General features: G+C 29.9%; 15 protein-coding genes. 6 read left to right on the top strand and 9 right to left on the bottom strand.

The genetic code is table 11. The features are described from left to right. Position 1: 1 nt before the first annotated feature. The gene (locus tag GEMHA0001_RS02030; RefSeq protein WP_004263935.1) at positions 2–415 is read right to left on the bottom strand and encodes a MarR family winged helix-turn-helix transcriptional regulator; all 414 of its coding nucleotides are present in this window, start codon (positions 413–415) and stop codon (positions 2–4) included. 325 nt (positions 416–740) lie between these two features. Between GEMHA0001_RS02030 and pgtP the strand changes: the two genes are divergently transcribed. Beyond that, positions 741–2078 carry a phosphoglycerate transporter protein PgtP gene (gene pgtP, locus GEMHA0001_RS02025; protein ID WP_004264000.1) on the top strand — a complete coding sequence of 446 codons (1338 nt, stop codon included), beginning with the start codon at positions 741–743 and terminating at the stop codon, positions 2076–2078. A 119-nt stretch (positions 2079–2197) separates the two neighbouring features. Here the strand turns inward: pgtP and GEMHA0001_RS02020 are convergent, their stop codons facing one another. The 6 genes from GEMHA0001_RS02020 to lepB form a co-directional block, all read right to left on the bottom strand. Continuing rightward, positions 2198–2815, bottom strand: coding sequence for a response regulator transcription factor (locus GEMHA0001_RS02020; RefSeq protein ID WP_040464266.1), 618 nt, complete (start codon positions 2813–2815; stop codon positions 2198–2200). Further along, positions 2796–4181, bottom strand: coding sequence for a histidine kinase (locus GEMHA0001_RS02015; protein WP_004264037.1), 1386 nt, complete (start codon positions 4179–4181; stop codon positions 2796–2798). Before GEMHA0001_RS02015 ends, GEMHA0001_RS02020 begins: the two co-directional genes overlap by 20 nt. A gap of 3 nt (positions 4182–4184) precedes the next feature. After that, positions 4185–5084, bottom strand: a complete 900-nt coding sequence (gene phnD / locus GEMHA0001_RS02010; protein WP_004263775.1) for a phosphate/phosphite/phosphonate ABC transporter substrate-binding protein — start codon at positions 5082–5084, stop codon at positions 4185–4187. A 269-nt stretch (positions 5085–5353) separates the two neighbouring features. After that, entirely contained in the window at positions 5354–6010 is a 657-nt protein-coding gene (locus GEMHA0001_RS02005; protein ID WP_004264006.1) for a DNA alkylation repair protein, read from the bottom strand. 18 nt (positions 6011–6028) lie between these two features. Then, positions 6029–7630 (bottom strand): CTP synthase, encoded by a 1602-nt coding sequence (gene pyrG / locus GEMHA0001_RS02000; RefSeq protein ID WP_004264069.1) that lies wholly within the window; start codon positions 7628–7630, stop codon positions 6029–6031. Positions 7631–7792: 162 nt separating this feature from the next. After that, positions 7793–8344, bottom strand: a complete 552-nt coding sequence (gene lepB, locus GEMHA0001_RS01995; protein ID WP_004264198.1) for a signal peptidase I — start codon at positions 8342–8344, stop codon at positions 7793–7795. Between the two features lie 392 nt (positions 8345–8736). Between lepB and GEMHA0001_RS01990 the strand changes: the two genes are divergently transcribed. The 4 genes from GEMHA0001_RS01990 to GEMHA0001_RS01975 are packed head-to-tail and all read left to right on the top strand — an operon-like array spanning position 8737 to position 11473. Then, the gene (locus GEMHA0001_RS01990) at positions 8737–9021 is read left to right on the top strand and encodes a thiamine-binding protein (protein ID WP_004263982.1); all 285 of its coding nucleotides are present in this window, start codon (positions 8737–8739) and stop codon (positions 9019–9021) included. Further along, entirely contained in the window at positions 8993–9778 is a 786-nt protein-coding gene (locus tag GEMHA0001_RS01985; RefSeq protein WP_040464264.1) for an ABC transporter permease, read from the top strand. Before GEMHA0001_RS01990 ends, GEMHA0001_RS01985 begins: the two co-directional genes overlap by 29 nt. Then, positions 9759–10754, top strand: coding sequence for an ABC transporter substrate-binding protein (locus GEMHA0001_RS01980; RefSeq protein ID WP_004264163.1), 996 nt, complete (start codon positions 9759–9761; stop codon positions 10752–10754). Before GEMHA0001_RS01985 ends, GEMHA0001_RS01980 begins: the two co-directional genes overlap by 20 nt. Then, entirely contained in the window at positions 10754–11473 is a 720-nt protein-coding gene (locus GEMHA0001_RS01975; RefSeq protein WP_004264142.1) for an ABC transporter ATP-binding protein, read from the top strand. The genes GEMHA0001_RS01980 and GEMHA0001_RS01975 overlap by 1 nt, the downstream gene beginning before the upstream one ends. Positions 11474–11515: 42 nt before the next feature. Here GEMHA0001_RS01975 and GEMHA0001_RS01970 read toward each other — a convergent pair whose 3' ends face one another. Both GEMHA0001_RS01970 and GEMHA0001_RS01965 read right to left on the bottom strand, forming a co-directional pair. Next, entirely contained in the window at positions 11516–12673 is a 1158-nt protein-coding gene (locus GEMHA0001_RS01970) for a chloride channel protein (protein ID WP_004263920.1), read from the bottom strand. Between the two features lie 150 nt (positions 12674–12823). After that, entirely contained in the window at positions 12824–13732 is a 909-nt protein-coding gene (locus GEMHA0001_RS01965; protein ID WP_004264149.1) for a YitT family protein, read from the bottom strand. A 172-nt stretch (positions 13733–13904) separates the two neighbouring features. Between GEMHA0001_RS01965 and pssA the strand changes: the two genes are divergently transcribed. Continuing rightward, positions 13905–14423, top strand: coding sequence for a CDP-diacylglycerol--serine O-phosphatidyltransferase (pssA, locus tag GEMHA0001_RS01960; protein WP_004263857.1), 519 nt, complete (start codon positions 13905–13907; stop codon positions 14421–14423). The last annotated feature ends 243 nt before the right edge of the window (positions 14424–14666 follow it).

The following is a 14666-nucleotide window of genomic DNA, read 5'->3' as shown; positions in this document are numbered from 1 at the left end:
TTTAAATTAAATTATTATTGAATTTATTAAGCAATTTTACCAACTGTTCAAAATCATCATTGGTAAATTCTGGACCAATAAATTCTCTAATGTCAGTTTCTTTAACACACTGATCCACTTTATTTTTGGAATATTGTGTAAGTTCTACAAATACTTCTCTATTATTTTGCTCATTACGACGCTTTGTTATATATTCTCCTTCTTCTAGTATTTTTAAATGTCTTGTTATAGCAGCCGCATCTATTTCTAAGCTTTGTGCTAGTTGCTTAGGTGTAGCGACCTCTACTTCATATAAATATTTTATAATTTGAAATCTTGTTAAACTTATTTCTAATCTTTTTTCGAAAATATTCGCGACTTTTATTTCTAAAATTTTCAAATTGTGTAATAATTTTATATAGTCTTTAACATCCATATTGTTCTCCTCTATCAATTGATAAGTCAATCATTTAAAAACTATTATAATTAATAATAGTTGATTTGTCAATTATTATATTTTGTAAGATTTATTCTTACAAAAAGTGTAAGGTATTTTCTAAAAGAAAAAAACTTTTTCTATTAGCATTTACAAACGTTTTCTAGTCTTATATAATTATTTTATAAGTTAAATAGTTTAAATAAATATGCGATTTAAAAAATATTAAATTGCTATAAAAACTTATTAAATAAAAGGTTTTATACTTTTAAAAAACTATATTAATTTAATATAATATATAATTAAAGTTAAGGAGGAATTCTAAATGTTCTCATTTCTAAAAGCTTCAGCACCTAAACCGAGAATCGACAGTGCTCGTACAGATGCTGAATATAAAAGACTTCGATGGCAAGTATTCTCAGGGGTATTCATTGGATACGCAGCGTACTATCTAATCAGAAAAAACTTCTCACTTGCTATCCCTTATTTAATCGACCAATACGGTTACTCTAAAGCTGACTTAGGGAAAGTTTCACTTGCTCTATCATTAGCTTATGGTTTCAGTAAATTCATCATGGGTAACGTATCAGACAGAAGTAATCCTAAGTACTTTATTACTATTGGTTTAGTTGCTTCTGCTGCAGTCAGCTTAATTTTTGGTCTTGTTCCTGCAGTACTATCTTCATTAACATTAATGATTTTCTTATCAGCACTTAACGGATGGTTTCAAGGTATGGGTTACCCACCTGGTGCTAAAACAATGACTAACTGGTTCTCAGCTTCTGAGCGTGGTGCTTGGTGGAGTTGGTGGAACGTTTCTCACAACCTTGGTGGTGGATTAATCGGACCTCTTGCACTTGTAGGACTTTCTGTTTTTGGTGCTTGGCAATCATTATTCTACTTACCAGCAACTATTGCTATTATTTTAGCAATTATCATGTTCTACCTAATGAAAGATACTCCAGAATCTGAAGGTTTACCACCTGTAGATGAATGGAAAGGTGAAAAAATTGTAGAAAAAGTTGAATCTGCTCACACATTATCAGCAAAAGATATCTTCTTTAAATACATTATTAACAACAAATTCCTATGGGCTATCGCAGTTGCTAACGTATTCGTATACTTCGTTCGTTACGGAATTATCGACTGGGCTCCAACATACTTAAAAGAAGTAAAACACTTCTCTGTTGACAAACAAAGCTGGGCTTACTTCTTATATGAATATGCTGGTATCTTCGGTATGTTAGCTAGTGGTTACTTAAGTGATAAAGTATTCAAAGGACACCGTGCTCCTCCAATGTTATTATTCTTAACTGGAGTACTTGTTGCAGTATTCATTTACTGGAAAAACCCTCCAGGTAACCCACTTATTGACAATATCTGTCTAGTAGCCATCGGATTCTTAATCTATGGACCTGTTATGATGATTGGTCTTCAAGCAGCAGACTTAGTTCCACGTGTTGCTACAGGTACAGCTACTGGTCTAACTGGACTATTCGGTTACCTACTTGGATCAGCGAGTGCTGGTTATGTAATGGGTAAACTTGTTGACGTGTTCGGATGGAACGGAGGTTTCTACGCACTAATCATTTCTTGTGTGTTAGCATTCGTATTCATCTCATTAACACTATTCAAGAAAACATCAAAACAATTAGAAAACTAATGAAAAAACATCTCTATCAAATAAGATCATTGATCCTCCTTAAATTGATAGAGGTGTTTTTTATAAAAAAAACGGATGATTTCTATAATCGTCACCCGTTTTTTTCTTTATGTTTATTACTATAATATTAAGTTTGACTTTAGATATTCTACTAGTTCACTTCTTTTCTTCGTATTAGTTTTTTCCATAAGACGTTTCTTATACGTATCTACAGTTTTAACACTTAAGAACAATTTCTCTCCAATATCAGTTAATGTATAACCCTCAACAATATATCGTCCTACCTCTTTTTCTCTTTCGCTAAGTTCTATTTCCTTATCTTCTTTAAATAATTCATAGAAAATCGTAGCGTATTTTTCATTTAGGTATATATCATTTTTAAACATAACTTTATCTATAGCAAGGAGTATTTCTTCATGAGCAGTACTCTTCGTTACATAACCCGAAGCGCCTAATTTAAATGCTTTTTTTATATAAGATTTATCTTCATGCATACTTAAAATAATTACTTTTGTATTTATTTTCTTCTCTTTTATTACTTTAAGTATATCATAACCAGTTCCATCAGATAATGATATATCGCATATAAATAAGTCATAAGAATCATTGGTTATCTTTTCTAGAAACTCTTTTTTACTTGAACAATCATCTATAACACTAAATTCTTCGTTATCTTCTAAAAGAACTTTGATCCCTATTTTTATCAATTTATGATCATCAATTAATAATATTTTCATCAATTTTCTCCTCTTTTAACATTTCTATTTTAAATTTACACATCAGTATAGTAGAGTATTTATTATTTTTCAATAGTTTAAATTCACCAGAAAAATCAAAAATTCTCTCTTGTATACCATAAATTCCTAATCGTCCTTGTTTCTTTGCTAGTTCCACTCGTTCTTTAGTTAATCCTATTCCATTATCCGCAATAGTTAAAATTATATAATCTGTATTTTCATATAATTTAATTTGTACTTCTGTAGCTCCTGAATGGCGTTTTATATTCGATAATGATTCTTGAATAATACGATAAAGGGTAATATCAAAATTATTATTTTTCCCACCCTCATAGTTTGTATAAAAATCAATATCTATACCGTACAAATTCTTGTAATCTTCAATATATTTACTAATTACTTCTCCTAAGCTAAGTTCAGCACTAGGTGGTCTCAAATTAACAGCTATATTTCTAATATTACTTAAACTATTTTCTATTTCAGACCGAATTAATACTAAGCGATCTTTTTTCTTTCGGTCACTTTCTTTATCTACTAAATTACTTATTAAAAACAAAAGGCTTGCTAGAGATTGACTAACTTCATCATGAAGTTCTCTCGACAACATCTTTTTCTCTTCCTCTTGAATTCTAAATATTTTATTTAATAGATAGTTATTTAATTTTTTATTCTTTTTATTGTTCTCAACCATTTTATTTATAGAGCTGACAAGGACATGGAAATCACGACTATAATTCTCTTTTTCTATCTTTGTCCTATATTCGCCTTCGCGAATTATTTCATCGGTTACAGAAGTTAAATCTTGCACTGGGCGTTCTATTAATTTTGAAACGTAGTATGCAATAACTAATAGCATAACAAATACTGACATATTTAAAATAAGAATTCTTAAAAACTGACTATATGTTTTCATATAAATGTTTTTCGTGTAAAATCCAACTCTAATATAACCGATATTAACATCATCTATGGGAGATATATACTCTAATATTTCCCCTCTTGAACTATCATATTTCTTAAAGTTATTTAACTGTTCATCATTAAACGTTGCAATTTTTTGAGGGATTTCTTTCAATGTTTTTCCTAAGATATTTTTTTCATTATCAAATACAATAATGTATGCAACTTCATTATTTAATGCTGCACTATGTATTTTTTGATGAATTTCATAAGTATTTTCTGTCTTTATATTTTCAGAAATATTTCCTGAAAGTTGATAATAAGTCTGGGTTATTCTATCTTTTAAAGCACTCTCTAGTATATCTTTGTTACTGACGTAAGTAAAAGCCAAAATCACACTTAAATATATAGTATAAATTACTATGAAGAATATAATAATTTTATTTTTTATCTTTAGTTTTGCCATATATTAATCCTCGCTTATTAAATTAGGATAATCACTAGCTTTGGTTTCTTCATATTTTTCAATTTGAAGCTGTGATAGCGTGCCTTTTATTGCACTATCCTTATCAATAGATAGCAAAATCTGTTTAAGCTTATCTTTTTCTTCATAGTTTTTATGAGTTACTACCGGCCCAGTTGCAACCTCTGGAAATGTTTTTATTATTTTTATATTAAGTGCAGTATCTGGAAAATTATTATAAATATACTGTAACGCCCAATCATCGACAATAGCAGCTTTAACAGTTCCATTAGTTACTTGATTTATTGATTCTTCATGACTGTGAGTAAAATAACTATTACTGAAAAACTTATTTGCTGACACACCATTTTTCTTTAAATAATCATTCATTACTAAGTATCCAGAATAACTATAAGTATCTACAAATGCAAAGCTCTGCTTCTTCAAATCTTCTATGTTTTTCAAATTAGAATCTTTTTTAGCTATAACTATAGGATGATAGTATGCTTTTCCCCTATTCGGTCTTGCTAAAAGTTCTAAAGACTCCTTATCTTCATACAATGAGTATGCTCCTGTCGATAAAAATGCAACATCTATCTTATTATTTTTTAACAAAACATTTATATCTCTATAACTTTTTTTCTGTATTAACTTTACTTTCTTATTCAATTTCTCGCCGATATAATTAGCTAATTCTTTTTCTAAAATATAACTCTTATTATCACCAGTTACGGAAATTAATCCAATTCTTAAAGTTTCATCATCCTTCGCACTATTATCAACTGTTTCTGTTACTTCAGAAAAATCTATATACTCTTCTTGTTTATTCTTCAAAACTAAAGGAAGTACAGCGAATAATAATACGGAAAGGAATATTACAAAAAAGCTTATAACTATTCTTTTCATTTTTCTCCAACCTCTATATTATTTTCTCCAATTTCAAAGACTATATCAATAAATTATTATGTTAAATAATAGAATTAATACTACTTATCTTTTATTAATAGTATAACATCTTATTTTTAATGAAAAAAGAGATATCATTATCTTTTTTCTGATAATCGTAATATCTTAATTCATTATATAGGATAATCAGAACAAATATACTATCGATTCCACTAAATATTAATTATTACTTTAAAAAAAAGAAAAGAGCGATTAAAAATCGCTCCTTTCTAGATATACTTGCTAGCTTCTCTTATGCTAAGATTAGCCATATTATCCTTATTCTTTTTAATAAATTCTCTTACCCACTCTGGATTATATTTAGAGTAATCGCGAAGTGCCCACCCTATAGCTTTATTAATGAAAAATTCACTATCACCTAGGTTGCCTACTAAAATTCTTTCTAAAATTTGTTTATCTACTTTTTCTTTAAGTGACAATTGGTACAAAATAGCTACTCGTTTTAACCAAATGTTACTGTCCTTACTCCACTCAAGCATTATTTGATCATAACCTTCGATACGAATAACCAAGCTACCTATAACCTTTGCAAGTAAATCAACTGTATCCCACCATGATTTTGTCACTATTAGATATTTTAACCTTGAAATATCTTCTCTTTTTAAGAATTTCTGCATTGCCTTTAAATAATAAACAACTACATATTGAAATTCTCTCTCTTCTTTATTCCAACAACTCTCAACAAAGTCCCAATCGATGATTTTAGTCTTTCTTGTATCTGGAAAATATTTTTTATAGATTTCCGTTCTAGTTGTACCACGTACACCTAAAAATCTAAACTTATCCTTCATATATTTAGACATTGATTCAGCTAAAAGTTCATTACGATTTTCTTCAAAGTCAGTTATTAAATCTAATAATTTCATAATTTATAATAGAAATTTTTATCTGTTATTTTCTAAACTTGCTTTAATAAATCCAGCGAATAATGGGTGTGCTTTTTCTGGACGTGATTTAAACTCTGGGTGGAATTGACCAGCTACAAACCATGGGTGTTCAGGAATTTCTACGATTTCAACTAATTTACCATCTGGACTAACTCCTGATAATACCATTCCTTTTTGAGTTAAGCGATCACGATAGAAGTTATTAAATTCATATCTGTGACGGTGACGCTCAGTAATATTGATTTCTCCATATTCTTTGTGAGCCACAGATCCTTCTGTTAATGTACATGGATAACTTCCTAAACGTAAAGTTCCTCCCATTTCTACAACATTTTCTTGGTCCGCTAATAAGTTAATAATTGGATATGGTGTATTTGGATCTAATTCTGATGAGTGTGCTCCAGTTAAACCACACACGTTACGTGCAAACTCAACAGCAGCAAGTTGCATACCTAAACAAATACCGAAGAATGGCACTTTGTTTTCACGTGCGTATTTAATAGTAGTAATTTTACCTTCAACTCCACGATCACCAAATCCACCTGGTACAAGGATTCCGTCTGCATCTTTAAGATACTCATGAACATTTTCTTCTGTAATATCTTCAGATTGAATCCAATCAATTTTAACTTTAGCATTGTTTTTATATCCTGCATGTTTTAAAGATTCTACAACAGAAATATAAGCATCGTGAAGTTCTACGTATTTACCTACTAATGCGATTCTTACATCTTCTTTTAAGTTATCTACTCTATCTACTAATGATAACCATTCCGTCATATCAGCTTCAGGTGCAGTTAAACCAAAATGATTTAACACGATATCATCAATTTTTTGAGCTTTAAGATTTACTGGTAATTGATATAGATTACTTACATCACGACTTTCAATAACGTTTTGTTTTGGAATGTCACAGAATAATGAAATCTTAGCACGTAGCTCATCGTTTAAAGCAAGTTCATTTCTAACTACGATAATATCTGGTTGAATACCTAAACCACGTAATTCTTTAACAGATTGTTGTGTTGGCTTAGTTTTCATTTCTCCTGCTGCTTTAATGTACGGTAATAATGTACAGTGAATAAAACATACATTATCACGTCCTAAATCGCTACGTATTTGACGGATTGCTTCTAAGAATGGTAAAGATTCAATATCTCCCGTTGTTCCACCAATTTCTGTAATAACAACATCAGCATCACTAGATTCTCCAGCTAGCAATACTCGTGATTTAATTTCATTTGTTACGTGAGGAATTACTTGAACTGTTCCTCCTAAATAATCTCCACGACGTTCTTTTTCAATAATTGAAGAATAAACACGTCCTGCAGTTACGTTAGAATATTGTCCTAAGTTAACATCGATAAATCTTTCATAGTGACCTAAGTCTAAGTCAGTCTCAGCTCCATCTTCTGTAACAAAAACTTCTCCGTGTTGGTATGGACTCATTGTTCCTGGGTCAACGTTTAAATATGGATCGAATTTTTGTAATGTTACTTTTAATCCTCTATTTTTTAATACACGACCTACTGATGCCGCTACAATACCTTTTCCTAATGATGATACTACTCCACCTGTTACAAAAATATACTTTGTCATTGTGTTCTCCTTCTATAAAAAATAATAAACCCCCTACGAAATTATCGCAGGGGGTGGTTTCTTAAATCACTCATTAAGAGTGCCCGTATATTATTCTAGCATAACGCTAAATTTTTAGCAACTAAAATAATTCGATATATTAAATTTTTCTTTTAGTATTTATTAAAAGAATTTGAATGAACTAAATGGATAGTATCTTAAACTTACTTTCCCAATCATCGCTTCTTTCTTAACAAATCCAAATACACGACTATCAGTACTGTGTTGTCTGTTATCTCCTAATACGAAGTATGTACCTTCTGGCACAGTTTTAGATTTTGTACTACTTAAAAATTCAATATTAAAATCTGGTGTAAATGGTGCCGTTCCAGAAGCATTAGCTTCTTTAATTTTTTGAGCTAAGTATGGCTCTTCAACTTTTTGACCATTCACGTATAGTACATCGTTTCTGTATTCTATAGTATCTCCAGGAACTCCGATTATACGTTTAATATAGTCATCAGTTTCATTTGCATGGAATACAACTTCATCGCCACGCTCATAATTTTTACTGAATTTATTAACGAAAACTTTATCGTTATCAGCAAAAGTATAGTCCATCGAATGTCCTTTTACTGTAAAAGGTGCGATAAGATATGTGCTTATAAGCAGATAAATAGCAATAGAAACTACTACAACTACTACCCATTCCATAATTTCTCTTAAAATTTTCACTGGTATATCCCTCTTTTATTTTATTTATGATTTATAATTCTACCATATATTAATAGAAAAATCAAAAATAATTTATTTATTAATATATTAGAATTGTAGATTTCGAATCAACTCAAATATTTTTATTAGTCTGTTTAGAAATGAAAATGTCAATATTTATGTAAATCATTTTTCATTAATTTTTTATTTTTTCATGAAATACTGTTATTTCTGTAAGCTCTTTTATTGTTTTTTTTGTCTGTATGCTATAATTATTTATACGGGAGTCTGTGAACAGTCTGAGAGGGAATATAAATATTTCGACCGCGCCTGATCTAGATAATGCTAGCGTAGGCACACTTAGCTTAAAGACAAACTTAGACCCCCCTTATATTGTAAGGAGGTTTTTTATTTTGATAAATTGCAGTATTGCATTACAAATTCTTCCTCTTGATAATCATGACGGAAGACTAAAGATAATAGATAAAGTTATCTATTTTCTACAAAATAAGCATTCAAATGTAATTGTTACTCCATTCGAAACAGTAATTGAAGGGGAATTCAACGAACTTATGGATACTCTTAAAGAATGCTTTGTCCTAGCGGGTGAGGACAGTAAGAATATTTTTGCAAATGTGAAAATTAACTATGGAGATGTTTTAACTATAAATGAGAAAATTGACAAATTTAATCAATAAATATGCAGCAACTATTTCTATGTTGTGTTTAGTGGTTATTTGGCAAGGAGCTGGTAATCTCAGTTTACTTCCAAAATATATCATACCTACACCTGTTGAAATAGTTAAAGCTTTTATAAAAAACTACGAACTATTAATATTTCACAGCAAAATCACCCTACTCGAAGCTATTATAGGTCTATTCCTAGGAATAGTCATAGCATGGCTTCTTGCTTTAATTATGGATAGCATACCAATATTTAACAAGTCTATCTATCCACTTCTTGTACTGACTCAAACCATACCAACTATTGCAATAGCACCTATACTTGTGCTTTGGTTGGGTTATGGACTTACACCAAAAATCGTATTAATTGTTTTAACAACGACTTTCCCAATTGTTGTAAGTATTCTAGATGGATTTAGAAACTGTGATAAAGATATGATTACTTTATTACAATTAATGAATGCTAGTAAATTACAAATACTTTGGCATGTGAAAATCCCAACGAGTCTAAGCTACTTCTATGCTGGACTTAGAGTTAGTGTATCTTATGCCTTTATCGCAGCAGTGGTTGCTGAATGGCTAGGTGGCTTTGAAGGACTTGGAGTTTACATGATTAAAGCGAAAAAATTATTTGAATACGATACTATGTTTGCAATCATAATACTAGTATCAGTTATTAGTTTACTAAGTATCGAACTTGTTAAACTAAGTGAGAAAAAATTTATTAAATGGAAATACATAGGAGAAAATCATGAAAAAGATATTAACTAGCGTTTTTGCTTTTATCTTAGCAATCTCATTAACTGCATGTAGTACAGTTAATAAAAACGCAGAGAAAAAAGAACTTAAAAAAGTAGATTTCGTACTTGACTGGGCGATTAACACAAACCATACTGGACTATATGTAGCAAAAGAAAAAGGATACTTCGCTGAAGAAGGTATTGATCTTGACATTAAGCCAGCACCTGAAGATAGTACTTCTGACTTAATTATTAATAATAAAGCACCTTTTGGTATCTACTACCAAGACTCAATGGCTAACAAACTTTCTAAAGGTGCAGGAATCACTGCCGTAGCTGCAATTATCGAACACAATACATCTGGTATTATTTCACTTAAGAAAAACAATATTAAAGAACCTAAAGACCTTGAAGGTAAAAAATACGGGACTTGGAATGATCCAGTAGAATTAGCAATGGTTAAATCACTAATTCAAAAACAAGGTGGAGATGCTAATAAATTAAATCTAGCTCCAAATACGGATACAAACTCTGTTACTCCACTAGAAAATGGTCTTTTCGATGCAGCTTGGATTTACTATGCATGGGATGGTAAATTAGCTGAAAGCATGAAACTAGATATTAACTACTTCTATCTAAAAGATTTCAATAAAGATTTAGACTACTACTCTCCAGTAATTATTGCTAATAATGATTACTTAAAAGAAAATAAAGAAGAAGCTAAAAAAGTTCTTAAAGCTATTAAGAAAGGATATGTCTATGCTATGGAACATCCTGAAGAAGCTGCAGAGATTTTAATTAAAAATGCTCCAGAATTGAAAGATAAAAAAGATTTCGTCGTTGAATCTCAAAAATATCTATCTAAACAATATGCATCAAACAAAGATCACTGGGGTGAATTCGATGCTAACAGATGGAATGCATTCTACCGTTGGATTAACGAAAACAAAATCACAAAACAACCTCTTGCAGAAAACACTGGATTCAGCAATGACTATATAAAATAATGAATATATTATCAATAAAAAACTTATCTTTCAATTATCCTAACAATAAAATACTAAAAGATATAAACATCTATGTCGATAAAGGTGAAGTTGTTTCTATACTTGGTGGAAGTGGAGTTGGTAAAACTACCCTTTTTAACATTATTGCGGGTATAAATCCTCTTCAAAGTGGAGAAATATCTATAAAAGGTAACACAGACTATAAAGGTCGTGTAAGTTATATGCTTCAAAAAGACTTATTATTAGAACATAAAACTATTATTCAAAACATTATACTTCCTCTTTTAATAAGAAAAATCAATAAAAAAGAAGCAGAAGAAGAAGCAATAAAAAATCTTAAATTATTTAATCTTTATGAATATAAAGATAAATATCCTAGTGAATTAAGTGGTGGTATGCGTCAAAGGGTTGCACTTCTACGTACATATATGTTCAAAGAAGAACTATTTTTACTAGACGAACCCTTCAGTGCACTCGATGCAATTACTAAAATATCATTACATTCTTGGTATCTTGAAATCAAGAATAAACTTGATATAACTACTCTACTAATCACTCACGATATAGACGAAGCTATTGACCTAAGCGATAGAATTTATATCATTAAAAATAAACCTGGTGAAATTGTATCTGAAATAAAAATAAATCTTGATGAAAATAATCAAGATGAACAAAAATTAAAATATAAAAAAGAGATACTAAATATACTTGGATTATAATAATACACCCTAGCGTGAATTTTCACACTAGGGTGTATTTAATTATTTATAGATACTATATTTTTTATTGATTAAATAAATTAATATTGCAGGGATTACTACAAATAACATTAATTTATATCCAAATACTTCTAATGCAAGAAATATAGGTGTAATGTATGTCTTAGTTGCCGCTGAAAATACTAAACAGTATCCTAATGCTGCTGTTACTAGAATTGGTAGCCCTAGCCAAATTCCTAGAATTACTCCACAAGTTGCTCCAATCGCAAACAGCGGAGTAACCTCCCCTCCACTAAAGCCTATCCCTGTACAAATAGCTGTTAATATAATTTTCAACATAAAATCATAAACCTGAATCTGTTCAAAATCTGTAAAAGAAAAATCAATTAAATTTGTACCTAATGAAGCATATCTGTAATCGAAAACAATATTAACTAAAATAAAAACAACCAGAAGAATCCAAATGATATTTGTATTCAAAGCTACTAATCCTTTTGTTTTTCTTTGAAGTAGAACAAATAAGATTCCTACAAAAACAAAAACAACCCCAACTAAGAATAATTTAGAAATGAACTCTAAATTTATATTAATTTCACTTACATCTATAGCAACAAAGAACTTTTCCAAACCAAGTTTATGTGATATATACGCACTTATATACGCTGCAGCAATGTATGTTACATACTCAAAAATTTTATTTATTGTAAAGTTAAATTTGTCGCTGACAACCTCTAAAATGAATACTACAGCCGCTAACGGAGTTTGAAATAATCCAGCAAACCCACAAATCATGCCTAATTTCACAAAAAATTGTTTTTTCTCTGTACTGAAATCATCCGGAGCAATATTACCACCAATAGCTCCACCCAATTGCACAGCAACACCTTCACGCCCTACACTAACACCGAAGCTGTGAGCCAATAAAGTATTCAAAGTCAAAAGAAAGGGGAATTCCCACGTAACTTTCTCTTTTTTATCAGTTGCTGCTTCAATAAAATACTTCATACCTATCGCACTGGTGTGTAAGTATCTATTACTAAACTTAGTAAAAACTAATATCAATGGTGTTAAAATCAATAGGTACTTATAATAACTACTAGTTAATTCTATTAATTTCAATAATGTTTGACCAAATAACGAACAACAAATTGATATTAATAATACTGCACTTATTAATCTAAAATAATAATTCCTTAACATATAATTTATATTTTTCTCCTTAGAATATAAATCTGAGATTGACATAAAAGTTCTAAATTTTAAAAAAGTGTATATTATAACTCATAAACCACTGTAGAAAGTGACTCAACAAAATCACGATTTCCGAGTTGATCACTCTCAGATTCTTTACTATTGATTCTTTTTAAAACTTAAACTTGTTTTTTTCGGCTGATCATAACTAAATCCTTCTCCTATAATATCATGAACTTCAGTTATTGTTACGAACGCCCGAGGGTCAATCTTATAAACTAAAGACTTTAGTTTTCCTATTTCATTTCTTGAAACTACACAATAACCTATATTCATATCTTTCTTAGAATAGCTTCCTTGTCCTTTTATATAAGTTAATCCACGATTCATATCTTCTTGGATTTTCTTAGTAATGGCTTCTATCTCAGACGAGACTATCATTACTCCTTTTCCAGGAACACCACCTTCAACGACATAATCTATAACTTTAGTACAGATAAAAATATAAATAAGTGTATATAATATCGCCGGAAAACTTTTAACTACTACGAAAGTTAACGCTATGATTACACCATCAAGAATCTGAATAATTCTTCCAATTGAACTACCTGTATAAAGCTGTACAATTTTTGCGACTATATCTACCCCGCCTGTGGTTCCTCCTGCAAGAAAGACTATTCCAAGGCCTAGTCCCGCTAATAATCCTCCAAATACAGCAGCCAATAGTCTGTCCCCACCGATCTCTATTTCTATATTATACTTCTCAAAAATCCCTATCCAAAAAGTCAACATGATTATACCATACACTGTATAATACATTGTCTTTTTATCTAACATTTTATATCCTATAATTAACAAAGGAATATTTACCAGTATTGTCCCAACAGAAACTGGAAGACCTATTGAATATAATAATAACAGTGATATACCTGTCCCTCCACCTTCTGCCAACTTATTTGGAACATTAAAATGCATAATAGCAAAAGAATAAATAGCACACCCTAAAGAGATAATAAATAATTCTTTTAAAATTTTTGTTAAATTTAAATTTTTGTACTTCTTTTCCATAGTGCACCTCCAAAAGCAATTTTATCCTAATTATAACAGGTTTTAAAGTCATAAACAACCAGAGTAAATAATATTTTTCAACTCTTAATAATTATAAATTTCATATTTTCTTAGACATTATTACAAATTTGTACTATAATTATAATATCAATATTGGAGGTTTACTTTTAAAATGAATAAAAACTTCATACCAAATTATCTTACCCTTTGCAATATTTTTTGTGGGTTTATGTCAATTCTGACTACATCACATGGATATTTTATCTGGGGTACTGTCTTTATTATCTTAGCCATGCTTGCAGACAGATACGATGGTATCGTTGCAAGAAAACTTGGTGTTGTTTCTGAAATTGGTCACGACTTAGATTCATTATGTGACGTAGTAAGTTTTGGAGTAGCACCTGCTATGCTTGTTTTTGAAATCTTTATTACAAATGATAAGCCATCAACTCTATTAATGGTAATTGTCGCTATTCTTTGTGGAATTTACGTATGCTGTGGGGCTTATCGTTTAGCAAGATTTAATGTAACAAAAATGAAAAATGGATATTATCAAGGTGTTCCTATTACAACATGCGGAACAGTCCTTGCAGTACTTGCTCCGATAAAATTACCAAGTATTGCAATACTAATACTATTAGTGTTATGCTCTTATCTAATGGTAAGTAATATAAAAATCAAAAAAATATAGAAAAATTGTTCAGATAGTAATCTGGACATTTTTTATTTTTTAGCAATATAATTTAATATTATTTCTTTATATTAAATCTAAACAGTACACTTCTCCTTTAATCTTCCCTCTCCAATGCTGCATTACGAGAAAGGAAAGCATTATAACGAATCTTATGAAGTTAATTTTTAATGTATATTCTCTTCTAAACATCTAACACCATATAGTTACTTTACTTAATTATATCGTTATAAATTAGTATAT

Origin of the sequence: Gemella haemolysans ATCC 10379 (assembly GCF_000173915.1) — a bacterium.
In the GTDB taxonomy this organism is placed as follows: Bacteria; Bacillota; Bacilli; order Staphylococcales; family Gemellaceae; genus Gemella; species Gemella haemolysans.
The sequence above is the reverse complement of the archived record's forward strand: the minus strand, read 5'-3'. Positions and strand labels throughout refer to the sequence as shown.